This is a genomic window from Streptomyces sp. R41 (assembly GCF_041053055.1).
Classification (GTDB): domain Bacteria; phylum Actinomycetota; class Actinomycetes; order Streptomycetales; family Streptomycetaceae; genus Streptomyces.
On sequence record NZ_CP163443.1, the window covers coordinates 4299479 to 4321285 of the forward strand.

The 21807-nt window shown below is 70.5% G+C and carries 14 protein-coding genes and 1 other RNA gene; 6 read left to right on the forward strand and 9 right to left on the reverse strand.

Annotated features, from left to right (window positions below; all coding sequences use genetic code 11):
• Positions 1–45 precede the first annotated feature (45 nt).
• The gene (locus tag AB5J53_RS19795; RefSeq protein WP_369246989.1) at positions 46–2964 is read left to right on the forward strand and encodes a glycoside hydrolase family 3 C-terminal domain-containing protein; all 2919 of its coding nucleotides are present in this window, start codon (positions 46–48) and stop codon (positions 2962–2964) included.
• Between the two features lie 96 nt (positions 2965–3060).
• On the opposite strand, the gene ssrA is transcribed toward AB5J53_RS19795, so the two are convergent.
• From ssrA to ftsE, 5 genes are all read right to left on the reverse strand, one after another.
• Positions 3061–3430: a transfer-messenger RNA gene (gene ssrA / locus AB5J53_RS19800) on the reverse strand.
• Between the two features lie 118 nt (positions 3431–3548).
• A complete protein-coding gene (smpB, locus tag AB5J53_RS19805; RefSeq protein WP_229702578.1) occupies positions 3549–4082 on the reverse strand; it encodes an SsrA-binding protein SmpB in 534 nt (177 codons plus the stop codon).
• Between the two features lie 103 nt (positions 4083–4185).
• A complete protein-coding gene (locus tag AB5J53_RS19810) occupies positions 4186–5355 on the reverse strand; it encodes a S41 family peptidase (RefSeq protein WP_369246990.1) in 1170 nt (389 codons plus the stop codon).
• A 67-nt stretch (positions 5356–5422) separates the two neighbouring features.
• Complete coding sequence (gene ftsX, locus AB5J53_RS19815) at positions 5423–6343, reverse strand: permease-like cell division protein FtsX (RefSeq protein WP_369246991.1); 921 nt, start codon at positions 6341–6343, stop codon at positions 5423–5425.
• A 33-nt stretch (positions 6344–6376) separates the two neighbouring features.
• Positions 6377–7066 carry a cell division ATP-binding protein FtsE gene (ftsE, locus tag AB5J53_RS19820; protein ID WP_369246992.1) on the reverse strand — a complete coding sequence of 230 codons (690 nt, stop codon included), beginning with the start codon at positions 7064–7066 and terminating at the stop codon, positions 6377–6379.
• A 430-nt stretch (positions 7067–7496) separates the two neighbouring features.
• On the opposite strand from ftsE, the gene AB5J53_RS19825 reads away from it, so the two are divergent.
• Positions 7497–7688: a hypothetical protein gene (locus AB5J53_RS19825; protein ID WP_369246993.1), complete on the forward strand. Its 192-nt coding sequence runs from the start codon at positions 7497–7499 to the stop codon at positions 7686–7688.
• A gap of 95 nt (positions 7689–7783) precedes the next feature.
• On the opposite strand, the gene AB5J53_RS19830 is transcribed toward AB5J53_RS19825, so the two are convergent.
• The 4 genes from AB5J53_RS19830 to AB5J53_RS19845 form a co-directional block, all read right to left on the reverse strand.
• Positions 7784–8446 carry a hypothetical protein gene (locus AB5J53_RS19830; RefSeq protein WP_369246994.1) on the reverse strand — a complete coding sequence of 221 codons (663 nt, stop codon included), beginning with the start codon at positions 8444–8446 and terminating at the stop codon, positions 7784–7786.
• Positions 8447–8772: 326 nt separating this feature from the next.
• Positions 8773–9879 (reverse strand): peptide chain release factor 2, encoded by a 1107-nt coding sequence (gene prfB, locus AB5J53_RS19835; RefSeq protein WP_369246995.1) that lies wholly within the window; start codon positions 9877–9879, stop codon positions 8773–8775.
• A 247-nt stretch (positions 9880–10126) separates the two neighbouring features.
• A complete protein-coding gene (locus AB5J53_RS19840; RefSeq protein ID WP_369246996.1) occupies positions 10127–11368 on the reverse strand; it encodes a serine/threonine-protein kinase in 1242 nt (413 codons plus the stop codon).
• A gap of 123 nt (positions 11369–11491) precedes the next feature.
• The gene (locus tag AB5J53_RS19845) at positions 11492–13144 is read right to left on the reverse strand and encodes a serine/threonine-protein kinase (RefSeq protein WP_369246997.1); all 1653 of its coding nucleotides are present in this window, start codon (positions 13142–13144) and stop codon (positions 11492–11494) included.
• A 455-nt stretch (positions 13145–13599) separates the two neighbouring features.
• Between AB5J53_RS19845 and AB5J53_RS19850 the strand changes: the two genes are divergently transcribed.
• The 4 genes from AB5J53_RS19850 (at position 13600) to AB5J53_RS19865 (ending at position 21741) form a co-directional block, all read left to right on the forward strand.
• Complete coding sequence (locus tag AB5J53_RS19850) at positions 13600–17334, forward strand: FHA domain-containing protein (RefSeq protein WP_369246998.1); 3735 nt, start codon at positions 13600–13602, stop codon at positions 17332–17334.
• Between the two features lie 336 nt (positions 17335–17670).
• A complete protein-coding gene (locus tag AB5J53_RS19855; RefSeq protein WP_369246999.1) occupies positions 17671–19092 on the forward strand; it encodes an ABC transporter substrate-binding protein in 1422 nt (473 codons plus the stop codon).
• A 70-nt stretch (positions 19093–19162) separates the two neighbouring features.
• A complete protein-coding gene (locus AB5J53_RS19860) occupies positions 19163–20443 on the forward strand; it encodes a carbohydrate ABC transporter permease (RefSeq protein WP_369252342.1) in 1281 nt (426 codons plus the stop codon).
• Between the two features lie 389 nt (positions 20444–20832).
• On the forward strand, positions 20833–21741 hold the full coding sequence (locus tag AB5J53_RS19865) for a carbohydrate ABC transporter permease (protein WP_369247000.1): 909 nt from the start codon (positions 20833–20835) through the stop codon (positions 21739–21741).
• The last annotated feature ends 66 nt before the right edge of the window (positions 21742–21807 follow it).

The window sequence follows — 21807 nt, forward strand, 5'->3', positions numbered from 1 at the left end:
TCATTGAACGCCCGAGTGCAAGGCCCTAGTCGAAGGAGCCGTGTCATGAAAGGCAAGAGAAGCAAGGGAAGACAGAGAACCACGGTCGTCGTCGCGCTGGCCCTGATCGCCGGACTCGGCGCCACCGTTCCCGCGGGCGCGGACACCCCCTCGTACGCCTTCCGCGACCCGAACCTCCCCGTGGCCGAACGGGTCGACGACCTGCTGGGCCGCCTCACCCTCGACGAGAAGATCTCCCTCCTCCACCAGTACGAGCCCGCCATCCCCCGCCTCGGCATCCAGGCCTTCCGCACCGGCACCGAAGCCCTGCACGGCGTCGCCTGGCTCGGCAAGACCACCGTGTTCCCGCAGGCGATCGGGCTCGCGTCGACCTGGGACCCGGCGCTGATCGAGCAGGTCGGCTCGGCGGTCGGCGACGAGGCGCGCGGCTTCCAGCAGGAACGCCCGGACGGCTGGGGCCTCAACCTCTGGGCGCCGGTGGTGAACCTGCTGCGCGACCCGCGCTGGGGACGCAACGAGGAGGGCTACTCCGAGGACCCGTACCTCACGGGCTCGATCTCCACGGCGTACGGCGACGGCCTGACCGGCGGCGATCCCGACCACCTCAAGACGGCGCCCACCCTCAAGCACTACCTCGCCAACAACAACGAGGTGCACCGCGCGACCACGTCTTCCGACCTGCGCCCGCGCGTCCAGCACGAGTACGACGAGGCGGCCTTCAAGCCCGCGATCGAGGCGGACGCGGCGACGGGTGTCATGTCCTCCTACAACCTGGTCAACGGCCGCCCCAACACGGTGAATCCGGACCTCAACGACGTCGTACGGTCCTGGTCTTCACGCGATCTGCTGAACGTCACCGACGCCTTCGCTCCCGGCAACCTGCTCCCCGCCACCCAGAACTACTACCCCACGCTCGCCGAGGGCGACGCGGCCGCACTGAAGGCCGGCATCGACAGCTTCACGGACAACAGCGCGGATTCAGGGCCGACGGTCGCGGCCGTCAACTCGGCAGTGCAGCAAGGCCTGTTGAAGGAATCGGACATCGACACGGCCGTCTCCCACATCCTCGCCGTGCGCGTCCGGCTCGGCGAATTCGATCCGAACGGCGGCAAGTACGGCTCGATCGACAAGTCCGTGATCAACAGCCCGGCCCACCGGAAGCTGGCCCGCGAGGCGGCGACGGAGGCCGCGGTGCTCCTGAAGAACCAGAACGCGCTGCCTCTGAAGAAGTCCGCGCACGACGTGGCCGTCGTCGGGCCCCTCGCCGACACCCTCTACACCGACTGGTACTCGGGCACGCTGCCGTACGCGGTCACTCCCAAGCAGGGCATCGAGGCGAAGCTCGGCACCTCGGTGGCGAGCAGCGAGGGCGCGGACCGCATCGCGCTGAAGGACACGGCGACGGGGAAGTACGTCACGGCGGGGACCTCTGACGCGGGAGCGGCTCTCAAGGAGGGCACGGAGACCGGCACGGCCTCCCAGTTCGACGTCTTCGACTGGGGCTCCGGCATCGTGACCCTGCGCTCGGCCGCCAACGGCAAATACGTCGGCTACAACTGGTCGAACTTCGTCAACGACCAAGTACAGCCCAATGGTTGGTACGTCCAGCAGCAGTTCAAGCTGGAGCGCCAGGACGACGGCAGCTATCTGCTCCGGTACGCCGGGTACGAGACCGCCGAGTCCTGGTGGTCGAACCCCGTCTATCTCGGCCCGACCGGCGACGACGGCACCCTCGGCCTGGTCCCCAAGGAGCAGGCCGCGCACTACACGAAGGACGTCGTCCGCAGCGGGGTCGACGAGGCGGTTGCCGCGGTGAAGGGCAAGGACACGGCGGTGGTCGTGGTCGGCTCGATGCCGTCGATCAACGGCCGCGAGGACCACGACCGTACCGACATGGGCCTGGCACCCTCGCAGGAAGCCCTGGTCAAGGCGGTGCACGCGGCCAACCCGAAGACGGTCGTGGTCGTCGAGAACAGCTACCCGACCACCCTCGGCGCCCTCCAGACAGAGGTCCCGGCCCTCCTGTGGACCACCCACGCGGGCCAGGAGACCGGCAGCGCCCTCGCCGACCTCCTCTACGGCGACGCGAACCCGGCGGGCCGCCTCACCCAGACCTGGTACCGGTCCGAGTCGGACCTCCCCTCGATCCTCGACTACGACATCATCAAGTCCGATCGCACCTACCAGTACTTCAAGGGGCAGCCCCTCTACCCCTTCGGCTACGGCCTCTCGTACACATCCTTCCGCTACGGCGCTCTGAAGCCCGTCGAGGGCGGTTACGAGGTGGCGGTGACCAACACCGGACATCGCGCCGGCGACGAGGTCGTCCAGCTCTACACGCACCAGCGGACCTCGCGCGACAAACAGCCGCTGAAGCAGCTGAAGGCGTACGCGCGGGTGTCGCTGAAGCCGGGCGAGACGAAGACGGTGACCTTGAAGCTGCGCACGAAGGACCTCGCGCACTGGGACGTCACGCGCTCCCGGTGGGTGGTGGAGAGCGGCACGTACGACGTCCTGGCCGGGGCCTCCTCGTCCGACATCCGCGCCCGTACGACGCTGACGGCGCACGGCGAGACGATCCCGGCCCGGGATCTCGCCAAGGTGACCCGGGCGGAGAACTTCGACGACTACGCGGACGTCAGGCTGGTCGACGAGTCGAAGGCGCGCGGTACGGCGGTGGGCGCGGCGGGTGACGGGGCCTGGCTGAAGTTCGCGGACGCCCGGCTCGGCTCGGGGGCGGCGCGGTTCACCGCACGGGTGGCGGGGACCGGCTCGGGGACGGTCGAGGTCCGCCTCGGGTCGCCCACCGGCACGCTGGTCGGTACGGCGCGCACGGACGGTACGGCATCGACGTACGACTACGAGACGGTGACCACCGCCCTGACCACGGCGGCGAAGGGCCGCCAGGACGTGTACCTGGTGCTGAGCGCGGGGCTGCGGCTGTCGACCTTCTCGCTCCGCTGAAGCCGCAGCGAAGTCGCTGAAGCCTCGCCGAGCCGAAGTCCCGCAAAAAGGAAAAAGCCCCGCTGCCACGGCAGCGGGGCTTGACCCACATGGGATGAGTGGAGATGGCGGGAATCGAACCCGCGTCCAACGGTGCAAAATCAGGGCTTCTCCGTGTGCAGTTCGCTGCGATTTTCTCGGCCCCGGTGATCACGCGAACAAGTCGCCGACGGGCCCAGTCACTGTTTGATTTCCTCCTACACCCCGTGACCGGGTTTAGGAGTTTAGTTCCCTAGCTGATGCCAGGATCCGGGTCGGGAACAGCCCCGGGCTGACACTTCGCAAGTCGCTACTTAGGCAGCGAGGGCGAAGGAATCGCGCTTGGTGTTGGCGATTATTGTTTGCGACATATGGTTTACGAGATCATTGCCGCTTCCTCGACACGCTTCCCCTGCTTCAACAGCCGCTGTCGAAACCGATCATCCCCATGTTGATTTTTCAAAGGTGGATTCACCAGGAATCCGGCGCCCCGTCACCAGCGGGACTCGTCCATCGTACGTGACCAACGGGGCCGGGTGCCAGCGTATTCCCGACGGCCGCGCGCGCTACTCGCCCCGCTGCTTCCGTTTCGCCGCCGCGATCGCGCGGTCCGACTCGCGCCGGTCCTGCTTCTCACGCAGGGTCTGTCGCTTGTCGTACTCCTTCTTACCGCGGGCGAGCGCGATCTCGGCCTTCGCTCGACCGTCCTTGAAGTACAGGGCGAGGGGCACGATCGTGTGACCCGTCTCCTGGGACTTCGACTCCAGCTTGTCGATCTCCTCGCGGTGCAGGAGCAGCTTGCGCTTGCGCCGCACGGAGTGGTTGGTCCAGGTGCCCTGGCTGTACTCGGGGATGTGGGCGTTGTGCAGCCACGCCTCGTTCCCGTCGATCTGGACGAAGCCGTCGGTCAGCGAGGCGCGTCCCTGGCGCAGCGACTTCACCTCGGTGCCGGTGAGCACGAGCCCGGCCTCGTAGGTGTCGATGATCGCGTAGTCGTGCCGTGCCTTCTTGTTCTGCGCGACGATCTTGCGCTTGCCGTCCTTGGCCTTGGCGGAGGCCGCCCCGCCCTGCTTGGGCTGGGACTCTTTCGGTACGTACATTCCCTTGCTCATAGTGCTGGCCATTTTCGCACTACAGAGGGGTCAGTGGGAAAGCCGATTACGAAGCCGTCGAACGGTCGGCCACCAGAACCCCGAAAGTCGGCTACGACTCGTCCCCGAGCCCGCTCAGCACCGTCTCGGCCCGCTGCAGGGATCCGTCGTCCGCCTCCAGGTCGGGGGTGATGCCCCGGCCGTCCACGCCGCGCCCGGAGGGGGTGCGGTAGTGCCCGACGGTCAGCTCGGCGACGGAGCCGTCGGGCAGCCGGCTCGGCATCTGGACCGAGCCCTTGCCGAAGGTCCTGGAGCCCACGACGACCGCGCGGCCGCGGTCCTGGAGGGCTCCGGTGAGCAGCTCGGCCGCGCTCATCGTGCCGCCGTCGACGAGCGCGACCAGGGGTCTGGCCGTGTCGCCGCCGGAGGCGGCGTGCAGGGCGCGCTGCTCTCCGTTCACGTCGTACGTGGCGACGAGGCCGCCGTCGAGGAAGGCGGAGGCGGCGGTGACGGCCTCGGTGACCAGGCCTCCGGAGTTGCCGCGCAGGTCGAGGACGATTCCGGCCCGCCGGGGGGCCTCGGCGACGGCGGTCCGTACGAGATCGCCCGAGCCCTTGGTGAAGGCGGCGACCTTGATCACGGTGACGCCGCCGGGAAGCTTGTGGATGGTCACGGAGTCCGTGGACAGCCTGGCCCGGCGCAGTGTCCGGCTCCACGCGCGCGTGCCGCGCTCCAGGTCGAGGGAGACCTCCGTACCGGCGGCCGCGTCGTCCGCGTCGCCGCGCAGTAAGGAGACGACCTCGGTGATCGGCCGGCCGTCGACCTTCTCGCCGTCGACACTGCGCAGCCGGTCGCCCTTGCGGATCCCGGCGGCGGCCGCGGGCGACCCGGTCTGCACGCGGGTCACTTCGATACGTCCGTCACGCTCGCGCCGGGCCCAGAGCCCGACGCCGGTGTACTGGCCGTCGAGGGCTTCCTCGAACTCCTCGTACTCGCCCTGGGAGTAGACCGCGCCCCAGCGGTCGCCGCTGCGGCTGACGGCCCGCTCGGCGGCCTCCATGGGCGACTTGCCGTCGGCCATCGCCTCGGCGGCGGCCTCGGTGACGTCCTCGTGGTGGCCGGTGGGCGTCGAACGGGACGACGCGCTGGAATGGGATTTCCGGCCGGGGTCGGAGAAGGATCCGGTCGTCGCGCCGACGACGAGGACGCTCGCGAACACCAATGTCAGGGCGGCCCCGCGGCGGATGCGGCGGGGCTCACAGAACAGGTCACGGCCTGACATGCCGGTGAGTCTAGGACAACGCAAAGGGCCGTACCGCCGGTTGGCAGTACGGCCCCCTTGGCATGCATCACACCTTCAGGTACTTGCGCAACGCGAAGAACGCGGCCAGCGCGGGCATCAGCAGACTCGTCGCGAGGATGAGCGGCAGCTTCGTCAACACGGCGTCCCAGCCGATGAAGTTGATCAAATTCAGCTTCTCGGACAGCGCCAGACCATGATCGATGATGAAGTACCGCGCGATCAGCAGGAATCCGCAGGCGACACCACCGCCGATGAGCCCGGCGACCGCGGCCTCCATGATGAACGGCGCCTGGATGTAGAAGCCGGAGGCGCCGACGAGGCGCATGATCCCCGTCTCTCTCCTTCGGCTGAACGCGGAGACACGCACCGTGTTGACGATCAGCATCAGCGCGACGACGAGCATCATCGCCATCACCGCGCGCGCGGCCCAGTTCATGCCGTTGAGCAGCCCGAAGAGGTTGTCCAGGATGCCCTTCTGGTCCTGCACGGACTGCACGCCGTCACGCCCGTCGAAGGCGGTCGCGATGACCTGGTACTTCTCCGGGTCCTTCAGCTTGATCCGGTACGACTCCTGCATCTGGTCCGGCGTGAGGGAGCTGGCCAGCGGGGAGTCGCCGAACTGCTCCTTGTAGTGCTTGTACGCCTGGTCCGAGGACTCGTAGCTGACCTTCTGGACGACCGAGGACATCTTGTCCAGGTCGGCGAGGATCTGCTTCTTCTGGTCGGCGGTCACCGCGCCCTTGGCGCAGTTGGGGTCGGACTCGGCATCGCTCTTGTTGCAGAGGAAGATCGAGACGTTGACCTTGTCGTACCAGTAGCCCTTCATCGTGCTGACCTGGTCGCTCATCAGGAGCGAACCGCCGAACAGGGCGAGCGAGAGGGCGACCGAGACGACGACCGCGAAGGTCATGGTCAGATTGCGGCGGAGACCGACACCGATCTCCGACAGAACGAACTGCGCGCGCATGGCGTCTTCTTCAGACCTTTCCGTGGACGATGATCAGTGCTGGTAGCCGTAGACGCCGCGCGCCTGGTCGCGGACGAGACGGCCCTTCTCCAGCTCGATGACGCGCTTGCGCATCTGGTCCACGATGTTCTGGTCGTGGGTCGCCATCACCACGGTCGTGCCCGTCCGGTTGATGCGGTCGAGCAGCTTCATGATGCCGACGGAGGTCTGCGGGTCGAGGTTTCCGGTCGGCTCGTCGGCGATGAGGAGCTTGGGCCGGTTCACGAAGGCTCTCGCGATGGCCACGCGCTGCTGCTCACCACCGGACAGCTCGCCGGGCATCCGGTCCTCCTTGCCGCCCAGGCCGACGAGGTCGAGCACCTGGGGCACGGACTTGCGGATCTCGCCACGGGACTTGCCGATGACCTCCTGGGCGAAGGCCACGTTCTCGGCGACCGTCTTGTTCGGCAGGAGGCGGAAGTCCTGGAACACGGTCCCCAGCTGGCGGCGCATCTGCGGCACCTTCCAGTTGGAGATGCGCGCGAGGTCCTTGCCCAGGACGTGCACCTGACCATGACTGCATCGCTCCTCGCGGAGGATCAGCCGCAGGAAGGTGGACTTTCCGGAGCCGGAGGACCCCACGAGGAACACGAACTCTCCGCGCTCGACCTCCAGGGAGACATCCCTGAGAGCGGGGCGGGTCTGCTTGGGGTAGACCTTGGAGACGTTGTCGAATCGGATCACGGATGCACCACGGGTCGCCGGGGGTAGGTGTGCGTGACCATACGCGACCCGGGTGCGCAAGCGCAGGCGCTGGTAGGGGTTGCGGGGGGCTTGTGCTGTTTTGTGCGGGTCTTTGGCGCGGGGGGACGGGGGGTACGGGGCTGAGAGGCGCCCCCGGGGAGCGCCCCGCAGGGGCGCGGGGCTCTGACATCATGCGGCTCCGCCGCGTGGGCGCGAGCAACCAAGACGCACCCGCAGCCGCGAAAAACGACCCCAGGCACCCCTCCGAGAGCGGTAGTTTCCCGGCCTACCCAGCGGAGTGCCGGGGCAGGATAAGGCGAGCCGCGCCGAAATCGGCGGAACCTGGCACAGTGGAGGGGGAACGGTTGCGTCCCCCGCAGCGTTATGTAGAGCGTTGTGTACGGGGATACGGCGCAAGGAGGGCGAGCGCATGACGTACGACCGATTGGTGTGCGCGAACTGTGCGGCGCCCGTGAGCGAGGGCCGCTGTCCCGTCTGCCGCGCGAACCGCGAGCGGCTCCAGCAGGAGAGCCCCTTCGCGGGCCTGAACCCCATGGCGCTGATCGCGTTGCTGGCCGTGCTGATCGCGGCATTGGCGCTGGTGGCCCACCAGACGGCGTGAGACGGGCGCGGGCGGTGCGCCCACCCGTGAGGCGTCCCTGACATGAGAAGGGCCCGGAGCGAGCTGCTCCGGGCCCTTCGTCACGTACGCGTCCGTCAGGCGGCGGCACCGCCGCGGCCGCCCGCGAGGCGAGGCAGCATGCGGAAGCCGATACCGCCGGCGATCATCGTGGCAGCGCCGACCAGCAGGAACATGGTCTGACCGGCACCCGTCTCGGCCAGCTCGCCGTCGCTCTTGCCCTGGGCCGAGGTGTCGGACGAGGTGTCCGAGCCGGTGTCGGTCAGGGACGAGGAGCCCTCCTCCTGAGTGGAGGAGCCACCGTCGGGGTCGGTGTTGCTGTTGCCGTTACCGTTCCCGTTGCCATTCCCGTTGCCGTTCCCATTCCCGTTGCCCGGGTCGGTGGGCTCGGTGGTCGGGTCGGTGGGCTCCTCCGTGGGCTCGGTCGGCTCCTCGGTGGGCTCCGTCGGCTCCTCCGTGGGCTCGGTCGGCTCCTCAGTGGGCTCCGTGGGCACCACGGTGGGCGTGGGCGGCTCCTCGGTCGGGATACCCGTCTCGGTCGGGGTCGGCGTCGGGTCGTCGTCGAGCCCGGCGTGGACACCGACACCGGTCTCGTCGGCGCTGGCGCCCACGCTCAGGCCACCCACCTGCACGCCGAGGTCGAGTGCCGAAGCGGCACCCGCCGCGGTCAGCGAAGCACCGGCGGCAATCACCGTGCCGGCGGCTATCCGCGCCACGCGGATCCGCGTCTTCTTGGTCATCTGCCTGCTACCCCCAGTAGCTGATCGTCAATGGAGCAGCGCCCGGGGCCACGGCGTCACAGGTGGCTTCTCTCAAGCCCCCCGGTTCACATGCGCCCCAGAGATACGCATGCCACGCGTTACCCTTCCCAGTTTTCAAAGCAGCGTCAAGGTCGTTGCGTACGCGATGTCCGGATCAACATCATTTGCCTGCCGTGAGGACATGTGACTGTGACGTAAAACCCAGACAACCCACACACAAAAGGCAACTGCCGTCCGATGGACGGCAGTTGCCTTGTCGACAAAGAGGCTTCAATGGGGCGTGAATGCCTCCGCCTTCTGCCCGCTTACTTCTCCTGCTGCTTGCGCCAGCGAATTCCGGCCTCGAGGAAACCGTCGATCTCGCCGCCGAACACGGCCTCGGGGTTGCCGACTTCGAACTCGGTGCGCAGGTCCTTGACCATCTGGTACGGGTGCAGGACGTATGAACGCATCTGGTTTCCCCAGGAGTTGCCGCCGTCGCCCTTGAGGGCGTCCATCTTGGCCTGCTCCTCCTGCCGGCGCCGCTCGAGCAGCTTGGCCTGCAGAACGTTCATGGCCGAGGCCTTGTTCTGGATCTGCGACCGCTCGTTCTGGCAGGAGACGACGATGCCGGTGGGAAGGTGGGTCAGCCGCACCGCGGAGTCGGTGGTGTTGACGCCCTGACCACCCGGGCCCGACGACCGGTACACATCGACTCGGAGCTCCGACTCGTCGATTTCGATGTGGTCGGTCTGCTCGACGACGGGCAGGATCTCGACACCGGCGAAGGAGGTCTGGCGACGCCCCTGGTTGTCGAAGGGCGAGATACGGACCAGCCGGTGGGTGCCCTGCTCCACGGAGAGCGTGCCGTAGGCGTACGGGACGTGGACGGCGAAGGTGGTCGACTTGATGCCGGCCTCTTCCGCGTACGAGGTCTCGTAGAGCTCCGTCTTGTAGCCGTGCCGCTCCGCCCACCGCAGGTACATGCGCTGGAGCTTCTCGGCGAAGTCGGAGGCGTCGACGCCGCCGGCCTCGGCGCGGATGGTGACGACGGCCTCACGGGAGTCGTACTCCCCGGACAGCAGGGTCCGGACTTCCATCTCGTCCAGCGCCTTCTTGACGGAGGTGAGCTCGGACTCGGCCTCGGCGCGGGTGTCCGGGTCGTCCTCTTCCTCCGCCATCTCGAAGAGCACGCTCAGATCGTCGATACGCCCGCGCAGCGCCTCGGCCTTCCTGACCTCCGCCTGGAGGTGGCTCAGCTTGCTGGTGATCTTCTGCGCCTCGTCCGGGTCGTCCCACAGGGACGGCGCGGCCGCCTGCTCCTCGAGCACGGCGATGTCTGCCCTCAGCTTGGCGAGGTCCAGGACGGCCTCGATCGACTCCATGGTCGAGGAGAGGGACTTGAGCTCTTCGGATACATCGACGACTGCCACGCCTCCAGCGTAACGGCTACGACAAGCGAGCCCAGCCCCTCGCCCCTACGGGACCGCCACACCAGGCGCCGCCGCGGCCGGGGGTGGGATTTCCGCCCCCGTCAGAGGCGCGGGGAACTGCGCGACCAGCCCCCACCCCACCCGCAGCAAATGGACAACCCGGGGGTCTGGGGGCAGAGCCCCCAGGTACGGGACGGGTAGGGGCGGAGGGGGCGAGAAACCCCACAGCTCAGCCCCCACCGGGCGGTCACGGGGACGCCGGAGCCGAGTTCTTCGTGTCGGGCGGAGTCGCCCCCGCGTCGTCGCCGGACGTGGCGAGCCATGTGCCGACGCCCACGGCGGCGACGAGGGCGACGGCAGCCGCCCCGAGTGTGATGCGACGCCGCCGCGCGGAGGCCCGGTGGCGGGCCGACCCCGGCCGGGGCGCGCCCGCGGCACGTGGCGCACGGGCCGTGCCACGCGCGCCCCCCGCCAGCTCGTCCGGCCCCGGCACCCGCATCGACGTATGCGTATCCCGGTTCGAGTCCGGCGCAGCCCCCGGCACCAGCGGCACAGCCCCCCGCCGCTCCCGCGCCGCCGGAGCGGACGGCTCCGCCGTCTCCACGTACGCCTCGTCCCCGTCCGCCGACTCCGCGTCCGGCGAGTCCACGTCCAACGGCGGCATCCCCGCCAGCAACGGCAACTGCTCCCGCAGCCGCGCCCCGAGCTCCGACGCCCGCAGCCGCGACGCCGGCGCCTTCGCGAGGCACTGGACGATCAGCTGCCAGAGCTCGTCCGGGATGCCGGGGAGCGGTACGACCGTCTCCGTGACGTGCCGGCGCAGGACCGCTCCCGGGTGCCCGCCCCCGAAGGGCGTGAACCCGGCAAGGAGCTCGTACAGGACAGTCGCCAAGGCGTAGATGTCGACGGCGGCCCGCGGCGGCAGCCCCTCGATGATCTCGGGCGCGAGATAGTCCGGCGTACCGATGATCTTCGTGGCCCGGGTCCGGCGGGGCGAGTCGATGAGTTTGGCCACACCGAAGTCCGTCAGGAGGGCGGGGTGGGATCCGCCGGGACCCAGCGGGCCCTGCATGTCGAGCAGGACGTTCTCGGGCTTCACGTCCCGGTGGACGACCCCCGCGGCGTGCGCGGCCGCGAGCCCGTCCGCGACATCCGCGACGATCGCGACCGCGGACTCGGGGGCGAGCCGCCGCTCCCGGTCGAGCCGGGTGCGTAGATCGGTCCCCCGGACGAGGTCCATGACGAGCGCGAGGTCGTTGCCGTCCACCACCAGGTCGCGCACCGCGACCACGTGCGGATGGTCGAGACCGAGCAGCGCCGTGCGCTCCTGCACGAAGCGCCCCACGAGCTCCTGGTCGGACGCGAGGTCCTCGCGCAGCAGCTTGATGGCGACGGGCCCCTCGGGCCCCTCACCCAGCCACACCGTGCCGGCGCTGCCCCGCCCCAGAATCTGGTTCGCGGTGTACCGGCTCCCGATCTTGCGTGCCAAGACTGCTCCTACCGAGACGCGTGTTGTCGCTAAAAGTACGCGTCCGAAGAGCCAACCTTCACTGCGGAGAGGGAAATCACCCGTCAGGTGTCGACAAATCCCCAGAGTCGGTTGCCCTGGAGGTCATTTGCCGGACCCTCCGCCGAGGTCCCCGATCCACCCCGACACTGTGTGGTACCACTCGTTCAGCTGCCCCCAGAAGCTCCTCGTGCTCCCGATCCAGTCCTGAAGGGGACTGAACTCCCAGATCAGCCAGCTCGCGACGAACAGGATGATGATGGTGAACAGGCACCCCTTGAGGCAGCCGAGCCCCGGGATCTTCATGGGGTTGGCGCTGCGCTGCCGCGGCTCGCGCGGCTGACGCGGCGCGGGCTGCTGAGGCTGCTGCGGCGCGGGCGCGTACCGCTGCGGCTGCTGGCGCTGAGGCGCGTACTGCTGCGGCTGTTGCTGCTGCGGATACCCGTACCCGGGCGGCGGCTGCTGCCCCCGCTGCTGCTGCGGCCGCTGCTGGGGCCGTGCGACCTGTCGCTGCGGACGGCGGCGCAGCGGGTCCTCGTTCGGGTCGAGGTACTGGACCTGCGTCTGCTCGTTGCGGTCGCGGGCCGCGCGCAGCTGGTTCTGCCAGGGATGCGGGTCCTCGGACTGGCCCGGCTGACCCTGCTGTCCGCCCGGCTGGTGCTGCACGGGCGGCATGACGGCGGTCGGGTCGGCCGCGCCACGGTTCGGGAGGACGGACGTGGGGTCGGCGTCTCCGGATGTGTGCGGCAGGACACTGGTCGCGGCGTACGGGTCGTAGGCGCCCGCGCCCTGCGGCAGCACCTGGGTGGGGTCGGCCGCACCGGGCACGCCAGGGACGGTCGCCGGGGACGGGTCGGGGGCGAGCAGCGCGCCCACACCCTCGGCGGCGGCGATCTGCGCGGCGTTCGCGTGCACACCGACGCCCGCGGCGACGGCGCGCAGCCCGCGCGCGAGGTTCTCGGCGCTGGGCCGCTCGTCCGGGTTCTTGCGCAGGCAGCGCTCTATGACGGTCCACAGCGGGTCCGGCACGGTCGACGGGCGGCGCGGCTCGGCGCTCAGGTGCTGGTGCAGCACCTCCAGCGCGGATCCGCCGGCGAACGGCGGACGCCCGGTGACCAGCTCGTACAGCAGGATGCCCGCGCCGTAGATGTCGACGGCGGACGTCTGCGGACGCCCCTCCGCCGACTCGGGCGCGACGTACGCGGGCGTGCCGACGAATTCGTGGGTGCGCGTGAGGCCCGGGGAATCGGCGAGCCGGGCGATGCCGAAGTCCGTCAGCATCGGGTGCATCTGGCCGCCGTCCTGCTTGAGCAGGACGTTCGCGGGCTTCAGGTCGCGGTGTACGACGCCGTCGGCGTGGCTGGCGGCGAGCGCGTCGGCGACCTGGGCGGTGAGCAGGGAGGCGGCGACGGGAGTGAAGGGCCCGTTCTCGCGCAGATAGCGGTGCAGGTCGGGCCCGTCGACCAGGTCCATGACGAGCGCGAGCAGATCGCCTTCGACGACGAGGTCCCGTACGCGCACGATGTTCGGGTGGGTCAGGCGCAGCAGCACCGACCTCTCCCGAAGGAACCGCATCACGATGTCCGGGTCGCTGGCGAGCTCCTCCTTGAGGACCTTGATCGCCACGGTCTCGCCGGGCTGGCCGGCCACGGCCGCCTCGGCGCCCGCGGTCTCCCTCTGGCGGGCTCGCCAGACGGTGCCTGTGGCGCCGCGCCCAAGCGGCTCCTCAAGGAGGTACTTGCTCCCTACCGGCCGCACGTCATGCGCTCCCTGCTGCTTGCTTGCCTGGTCCGTCCACCGTGATCACCGTGGTACAGGTGTTCCGACCCACTGTAGTGCCGCCGTACATGGCACTGGGCTGTCGTCTTCCTGTGCTTCCCGTGAGCGCCTGTGCTTCGCATAAGCGCTTACGTACGCCTACCCGTGCGTGTTCGATGGAAAGACGCTCGGTCCGGTCACTTGGTTGCCGAATGGTGGGCGTGACCGATCTCAAGCGGGCACCGGTCGGGCACTGGTCAGGCACTTTTACGGGCAGAGCCGACCAATCAAGATCACTTACGGGTGGGGGGCGGGCGCGTTGTCAGTAGCAGGTGCGAGGATGCCTCCAGTACTGGCCGACGTGCCCGTGTGCGGTGGGGGAATCTGCGGTGGGGGACCGCAGCGCAGCCTCGTCCTCGTCGCGGGCACCTGCGCGGAAGGGACCGCTGACGGCGATGCAGATCCGGCTGACCGTCGTAGACCCGCTGGGCTCGCCCCCGGAGCCGCGGGGGCGAGCCGCCGCCTGCGATGTGCTGGTCACCGCGCCCGCCGGGACGGCGCTGGCCGCGGTCGCGTCGGGCCTGGCCTCGGCGGTCGGCGGCGGTGACAGCCAGGTCGTGCTCTACGTGGGTGCGGAGCGGCTCGACGGGCAGCGCTGCACGCTGGGCGAGCCGCCCCTGACGGACGGCGCCGTGCTGTCTCTGGGCGCGCCCGCGGAGCCCGGGCCCGACGCGGACGACGGCGCCGCCCAGCTCCATGTGGTCGCGGGCCCCGACGCGGGCGGTGTCCACTTCCTGCACGGCGGCCAGATCCACATCGGCCGCTCCGCCGACGCGGACGTGCCCCTCGACGACCCCGACGTCTCCCGCCTGCACTGCGCGGTCACGGTCACCCCCGAGGGCCGCGTCTCGGTCGCCGACCTCGGCTCCACGAACGGCACGACACTCGACGGCACCCGCATCGGCACCCGCCCCGTCCGCCTCGCCCCCGGAGCACTCCTCCGCGTCGGCGAGTCCGCCCTGAGGCTTGCTCCGCCCGGGGGTACGGCGGCCCTGGGGACGGCGCCGGACGGGGAGGGGCATGTGCGGGTGACCGTCGGCGCCGGGCCGGGTACCGGTACGCCCGGTGACGGCGGCCCCGCTCGCCCGGGGCCGGCATCGCCGACCGCGACCGTGCCCCACGCGCGCGTGGAGGGCGCCGCCCGGACCCCCGCCACCGGGCAAACCGACGGCACCCCGGTCCCGCCGCCCACCGGCGACGCGCACCACGCCTACGGATCGGCGGAGTGGGGAGCGGCGGCAGGAGTCCCGGGCGCGCAGGAGCACGGTCCGGCCGTGCCGCAGGCCGCACCCTCCGCAGGGCCGACTCCCGCGCCGTCCGTGGTGCCGGAACAGGGCGGCGCACCCCGCATCGAGAGCCGGCCGCGCGGCGGCGCCGGACCGGACGGCGCCCCCGGGCCCGCCGGGTACGGCGAGTCCCCGGCGGAGACCGCGGACTCCTCACACACAGGCACCGCGAGCACCCGCAAAGGCACTCCCCCGCGCGGCACGGACGTCCCGTCTGGCGTGCGCAAGCGGGGCGGAATCGGCGCCTGGGCGCGGCGGCTGGCCGCAGGACGCGGTGGACCGGCGGGAGCCGGGCAGGACCCGTACGACGACGGCGAAGCCGCGGTGGAGGAACTCCTCCCCGCCCTGCCGCAGTCGCCGGAGAGCTGGCCCGACCCCGCGACCCTGCTGCTCACCGCGCTGGGGCCGGGACCGCGGCTGTGGGAGCGCGGCTCCGGGCACCCGGAGGCGCTGACGGTACGGCTGGGCACGGCAGACCGGGCGGCGCCCGACGGCTCGGGCCTGCTGCCCGCGGTGCCGGTGACCGCCGGCCTGCGGGAGGTCGGCGCGCTGGGCCTGGCCGGGCCGCGTCCTCGCCTTTCGGGGCTGGCCCGCGCGGTCGTGGCGCAGCTCGCCGCGCTGCACTCCCCCGACGCCCTCGAAATCGTCCTGATCAGCACGGACCGTTCCCGCACGGTGGAGGAGCGCACCGCCGAGTGGTCCTGGCTCGGCTGGCTCCCCCACCTCCGCCCGGCCCACGGCCAGGACTGCCGCCTCCTCCTCGCCTACGACCGCGAACAGGCGACGGCGCGCACGGACGAACTCCTCCGCCGTCTGGAGGACCACCTGACCGAAGCGGGCCGCGCACCGGGCGGCCGCCCGGCCACCGGCCGAGGACCACGTCCCGGCGACGACGTACGCGGCGCGGCCCGGCGGCCCTCCTGGGCGCGGGACGAGGACGAGGCGGACGGAGCATTCGACGGTCCGTACACCGTGGTGGTCGTGGACGGGGACCCCGGGGGCGCCGATGTGCGGGAGGCCGTGGTGCGGCTGGCGCACGACGGGGCACGGGCCGGGATCCATGTGGTGTGCCTCGCCGAGACCCCGGCGGCGTCGCCCGCGTCGCCGGTGACGGAGACGTACGAGTCGGCGTGCGAGGCGTCACCGGCGTTCCGCGAGTGCGGAGCGGTCGCCCTGCTCAGCGGGGACGTGGCCACTGCGCTGCGGCTGATGCGGATCGCGCCGGGCGGGCCCGCCGGTTCCGCCCCGGGGGCAGCCCCGCGGCACACGGCGGGCGACTCCGCGGGGGCCGGGCGGGGCGGGCTCGGGGGCTCGGAGTCCTCGCGGGGCGGCTCCGCGGAACGCACGCGTGGCGGCGGCGTCGAGCCCGCGCGCGACGGGGCGACGTATGGCACGCCGACGCCCGGCGGCACGACGCATGGCGGACCCACACACGCCGGCGCCACCCACGGAGGCTCCCCTCGCGTCGGGGCCGCCGGGGCGGATGCCGGTTCGATGCGCGGTGGTCACACCCACCTCGGCACGACCGGGTACCTGGCGCGCGGCCCCGTGGGCCACGGCACCGTCGCCGCGATCGACGCCGTGTCGGTCGCGTGGGCCGAGCGGTTCGCACGGGCGCTCGCGCCGTTGCGGACGGACGGCGCGCACGGCGACCGGCACCCGCGCGTGTCCGCACCGCTGCCTCAAGCGGCACGTCTGCTCGACGAGTTGGGACTCGCACGGGCCACTCCGGCCTCGTTGATGGCGCGTTGGGCGGACGCGGCGGACGACACGGAGGCGCTCGGTGGGCGCGGCCGGGTCGTCCTGGGCGCCGGGCCGCGCGGGCCCGTCGCCGTGGATCTCCCCGCCGAGGGCCCGCATCTGCTGATCGAGGGCCCTTCGGGCAGCGGTCGTACAGAGCTGCTGCGTTCCGTCGCCGCGTCCCTCGCCGCCGCGGAGCGGCCCGACCGGCTCGGGATCGTACTGATAGACGGGCGGGACGGTACCGGCGGCAATGGCGCGGGGAGGGGCGAGGGGCTCCAGGTCTGTACGGACCTCCCGCATGTCACGACCCACCTCACCGCCAACGACCCCGTACGGATGCGGGAGTTCGCCCAGGCCCTCAGTGCCGAGCTGAAGCGGCGGGCCGAGCTGCTCGGGCGGCTCGACTTCACGGAATGGCACACCCGGCGCGAGGTGTCGGGCCGGATCGTGGCCCAGCGTTCGGCCAAGTCGTCGTCGCCCGGGATGGTGTCCGGGGCGTCGTCCGGTGCCGGGGATCTGGACGCGCCGCCCAGTTCGACGCTGCGGTTGCGGCCGGCTGCCGCGCGAGAGCGTACGGAGCCGGGGCCGCCGCTCGCCCGTCTTGTCGTGGTGGTCGACGACCTGGACGCGCTGCTGTCACCCCCGTTGGGATCGCCGGGGCGCCCTGCGGCCGGGTCCGTCATACGAGCCCTCGAGGCCGTTGCCCGTGAGGGGGAGCGGCTTGGGGTGCACCTTGTGGCGGCGGCCGGGATCGACGGGCGTACGGCGGGGTCCGAGCTGGGGCGTTCCGCCGCGGTGCGGGTCGTCCTCGACGCGGTGTCGGCGGGGCCTGACGAGCCGGCTCCCGGGCGGGGGCTGCTGCTTCGCCCGGACGGGCGGGACACGCCCTTCCAGGGCGGTCGGGTCACCGGGCGCATTCCTCGTACGGCCACCCTCCGCCCCACCGTCGTGCCCCTGGAGTGGCATCGCATGGGCGATCCGCCGGCGCGGCGGCCCGTTCGCGAACTGGGCAACGGGCCGACAGACTTGGCGCTGCTCGCCAGTGCGCTGGAGCGGGCGGCCCGGTCTGTCGCCGCGGTCGAGGTGCCTTCGCTGCTTTAGCTCCGGGTGCGGGTGGGTGGGGCCGGGGATGTTTTTTCGCCCCCTCCGCCCCTACCCGTCCCGTACCTGGGGGGCTCCGCCCCCCAGACCCCCCGGGTGGTCATTTGGCTGCCGGTCGGTGGGGGCTGGTCGCGCAGTTCCCCGCGCCCCTGGCGGGGCCAGCAGTCCCCGGGGGCGGGAATGAGGAGGGCGGCGGGGGCGACAACACGTCACGACCCGATCACGATCACTCGTTTGACACCGCTGGCGCTCTTGCCGCCCTCATGCCCCGGGCGTAGACCAGAGCGCACGGGACAGCGCTCGGACGTTCGACGAGGAACGAAGAACGGGGCAGTGATGCGCAGCAATCTTCGTGTACGCAGGTCGCCCAATCACTCCACCAATCACGCCACGCACAGGTCACGCAGGGCCGCACAAGCCGCCGCAGCCGCCGTCATCGCCGGCGCGCTCACCCTCACCGCATGCGGCGGCGACAACAAGGACAAGGGCAAGGACAACAACGGCACGGAAAGCAGCGGCGGCAGTGGCGGCGTCACCCTTCCCAAGCTCGACGGCGCCAGCCTGGAAGTCGCCGCCGTATGGACCGGCCCCGAGCAGGCCAACTTCAAGAAGGTGCTGGCGGAGTTCGAGAAGCGCACCGGCGCGAAGGTCACCTTCGTACCCGCGCAGGACCCGATCATCAACTTCCTCGGTTCGAAGATCGCCGGTGGCAAGCCGCCGGACGTCGCGATGCTGCCCCAGCCCGGGGCCATCAAGCAGGCCGTCGACAAGAAATGGGCCAAGCCCATCGGCGCCGAGGCGCAGGCGGAGCTCAGCAAGAACTACTCGCAGGGCTGGCAGGACATCGGCAAGGTCGACGGCAAGCAGTACGGCGTCTATTACAAGGCCGCCAACAAGTCGCTGATCTGGTACAACGCCAAGGTCTTCGAGAACGCGGGCGCGCAGGAGCCCAAGACCTGGAAGGACCTCCTGGCCACCGCGCAGACGATCTACGACTCCGGTGTCACCCCGTTCAACGTCGCCGGCGCCGACGGCTGGCCCCTCACCGACTGGTTCGAGAACGTCTATCTGTCCCAGGCGGGCCCCGAGAAGTACGACCAGCTCGCCCAGCACAAGATCAAGTGGACGGACCCGTCCGTCAAGCAGGCCCTCACCACCCTCGCCCAGATCTGGGGCAAGAAGGACTTCGTCGCGGGCGGCGGGGCCGGCGCGCTGCAGACCGAGTTCCCGGCCTCCGTGACGCAGACCTTCACCGGCGGCGACCAGCCGAAGGGCGCCATGGTCTTCGAGGGCGACTTCGCGCAGGTCAACATCGCGGAGACGAAGGCAAAGGTGGGCACGGACGCGAAGGTGTTCCCGTTCCCGACCGTGGGCAGCACCGCGCCGGTGGTCTCCGGCGGTGACGCGGCTGTCATCCTGAAGGACTCGAAGGCGGCCCAGGCACTCGCCACCTTCCTGGCCTCGCCGGACGCCGCGACGATCCAGGCGAAGCTCGGCGGCTATCTCTCCCCCAACAAGAACGTGCCGAACTCGGCGTACCCGAACGCCGTGCAGCAGAAGATCGCCAAGGCGCTCATCGCGGCCGGCGACGACTTCCGCTTCGACATGTCCGACCAGACCCCGCAGGCCTTCGGCGGCACGCCCGGCAAGGGCGAGTGGAAGGATCTCCAGGACTTCCTGAAGAACCCGACCGACGTCGCGGGAACCCAGGCGAAGCTGGAGAAGGACGCGGCGGCGGCGTACGGCAGCGGGAGCTGATCCGGCGATGACGTCGGCAGCGGCGGCGGAGGGCCCCCAGCCCCCCGCCGCACCCCGCCCGCGCAAGAGCGTGACCGGCACCCGCAAGACCGTGGCAGCCCTCTTCCTGCTGCCTGCCCTCGTGCTGCTCGGCGCGCTCGTGGTCTACCCGATCGGGTACTCGGTCGTCCGCAGCTTCTACAACCAGTCCGGCGACGGCTTCGCCGGCATCGACAACTACAAGTCCCTGTTCACCGACGACGGCATCCGCACCGCGCTCAAGAACAACATCATCTGGGTGGTCTTCGCGCCGACAGTCGCGACCGCGCTCGGGCTGATCTTCGCGGTGCTCACCGAACGGGTGCGTTGGGGCACGGCGTTCAAGCTGGTCGTCTTCATGCCGATGGCGATCTCGATGCTCGCCGCGGGCATCATCTTCCGGCTGGTGTACGACCAGGACCCGGACAAGGGGGTCGCGAACGCGGTCTGGGTCGGCATCCACGACACGTTCGCCGAGTCGTCCGCGTTCCCGAAGGCCCACCCCGGACGGCAGTCACCACTCGAACCCCAAAGCGGCGGGTTCATCACCAAGAACCCCGTCCAGGTCGGGCAGTCCGTCACCCTCCCCCTCGTCGGTGTCGCCCCCGACCAGATGCCCGACAGCGCCACGAAGGCCGTACAGGCCAAGACCGAGCCCGGCAAGGTCACCGGCACGGCCTGGCAGGACTTCACCCGTGGCAAGGGCGTCGGAAAGCTCGGCCAGGTGGACCCGAGCGAGCTCGGCTACGCGGGCATGAGGATCGAGGCCGTCAAGGACGGCAAGGTGGTCGACTCCACGAAGGTCCGTGACGACGGCACGTTCACGCTCTCGGACAAGGCCGACGGGGCTCAACTCCGGCTCCCCGCAGGTAACTTCAAGGAGCCGTACAACGGACTCGACTGGCTCGGCCCGTCCCTGGTCACGCCGGCCATCATCGGCTCGTACATCTGGATGTGGGCGGGCTTCGCGATGGTGCTGATCGCGGCGGGGCTCGCGGGGGTGCCGCGCGAGCTCCTGGAGGCCGCAAGGGTCGACGGGGCGAACGAGTGGCAGGTCTTCAGAAGGGTCACCGTGCCGCTGCTCGCGCCCGTCCTCGCGGTCGTCACCGTCACCCTGATGATCAACGTGCTGAAGGTCTTCGACCTGGTCTTCATCATCGCGCCGGGCTCGTCCCAGGACGACGCCAACGTGCTGGCCCTGGAGCTGTACCGCAAGGGCTTCTCCGAGGACCAGCCGGGCATCGCGAGCGCCATCGCCGTGTTCCTGCTGCTGCTCGTGATCCCGGTGATGCTGTTCAACGTCCGGCGGCTTCGGCGGGAGGTGCGGCGATGACGGCACGCCCGTTTTTCGGCCGGGGGTCCGGGGGTTGCCCCCCGGGAAAACGCAGCAACGTCCGGCGGCTTCGGCGGGAGGTGCGGCGATGACGGCACGCCCGTATTTCGGCCGGGGGTCCGGGGGTCGCCCCCCGGGAAAACGCAGCAACGTCCGGCGGCTTCGGCGGGAGGTGCGGCGATGACGGCACGCCCGTTTTTCGGCCGGGGGTTCGGGGGTCGCCCCCCCGGGAAAACGCAGCAACGTCCGGCGGCTTCGACGGGAGGTGCGGCGATGACGGCACGCCCGTTTTTCGGCCGGGGGTCCGGGGGCCCGCGGCGACAGCCGCTGACGTCTCAGCCCGCGGAGAAATGCAGCAATGTCCGGCGTCTGCGACGGGAGGTACGACGATGACCGCCCATGCCGACAGGCTGCCGAAATCCGCGCCCGTCAGCGCCGTGAAGGCCAAGCAGTCCCTCGGCGCACGGCTCGCCGGCGGCGTCAGCGGCGGGCTGCTCCGGGTCTTCCTGCTCCTCGTCGGCCTGTTCTGGCTGGTGCCGACCATCGGGCTGCTGCTGTCCTCGCTGCGCAAGCCGGAGGACATGAGCGCGAGCGGCTGGTGGAAGGTCTTCAGCGAGCCCTCGCAGCTCACCGTGGACAGCTACCAGAAGCTGCTGGAGAACAGTGACATCACCAACTCGCTGGTGAACACGGTACTGATCACGGTCCCGGCCACCGTCCTCGTCGTCGTGATCGGTTCGCTCGCGGGCTACGCCTTCGCCTGGATGGAGTTCCCCGGCCGCGACTGGTGGTTCCTCGGCGTGGTCGGACTGCTGGTCGTTCCCGTGCAGGTGGCGCTGATCCCGATCGCCGAACTCTTCGGCAAGATCGGCATCTTCGGGTCGATCATCGGCGTGGTCTTCTTCCACGTGGGCTTCGGCCTGCCCTTCGCGGTGTTCCTGCTGCGGAACTTCTTCGCGGAGATCCCGCGGGAGCTCCTGGAGGCGGCCCGGCTGGACGGCGCGGGTGAACTGCGCCTGTTCGTACGGGTCGTGATGCCGCTCGGCGGTCCCGCGATCGCCTCGCTCGGGATCTTCCAGTTCCTGTGGGTGTGGAACGACATGCTCGTCGCGCTGGTGTTCTCCAACTCGAGCAGCCAGCCGATCACGGTCGCACTGCAGACACAGGTACGCCAGTTCGGCAACAACATCGACGTGCTGGCGCCGGGAGCGTTCATCTCGATGGTGATCCCACTCGCCGTGTTCTTCGCGTTCCAGAGGCAGTTCGTGTCCGGAGTCATGGCGGGCGCGGTGAAGTAGAGCCCGGGAAAAGAGCACTTGAGGGGCGGGTCGACAGCGGGCCGCCCCTCCGTGTTGTCACCGGCC

What these genes read in the sequence shown, in the direction of transcription:
- AB5J53_RS19795 (WP_369246989.1), top strand. Translation starts at nt 46, where the DNA reads ATGAAAGGCAAGAGAAGCAAGGGAAGACAGAGAACCACGGTCGTCGTC.
- smpB (WP_229702578.1), bottom strand. Translation starts at nt 4,082, where the DNA reads ATGTACGTACCGAAAGAGTCCCAGCCCAAGCAGGGCGGGGCGGCCTCC.
- AB5J53_RS19810 (WP_369246990.1), bottom strand. Translation starts at nt 5,355, where the DNA reads ATGTCAGGCCGTGACCTGTTCTGTGAGCCCCGCCGCATCCGCCGCGGG.
- ftsX (WP_369246991.1), bottom strand. Translation starts at nt 6,343, where the DNA reads ATGCGCGCGCAGTTCGTTCTGTCGGAGATCGGTGTCGGTCTCCGCCGC.
- AB5J53_RS19825 (WP_369246993.1), top strand. Translation starts at nt 7,497, where the DNA reads ATGACGTACGACCGATTGGTGTGCGCGAACTGTGCGGCGCCCGTGAGC.
- AB5J53_RS19830 (WP_369246994.1), bottom strand. Translation starts at nt 8,446, where the DNA reads ATGACCAAGAAGACGCGGATCCGCGTGGCGCGGATAGCCGCCGGCACG.
- AB5J53_RS19850 (WP_369246998.1), top strand. Translation starts at nt 13,600, where the DNA reads ATGCAGATCCGGCTGACCGTCGTAGACCCGCTGGGCTCGCCCCCGGAG.
- AB5J53_RS19855 (WP_369246999.1), top strand. Translation starts at nt 17,671, where the DNA reads ATGCGCAGCAATCTTCGTGTACGCAGGTCGCCCAATCACTCCACCAAT.
- AB5J53_RS19865 (WP_369247000.1), top strand. Translation starts at nt 20,833, where the DNA reads ATGACCGCCCATGCCGACAGGCTGCCGAAATCCGCGCCCGTCAGCGCC.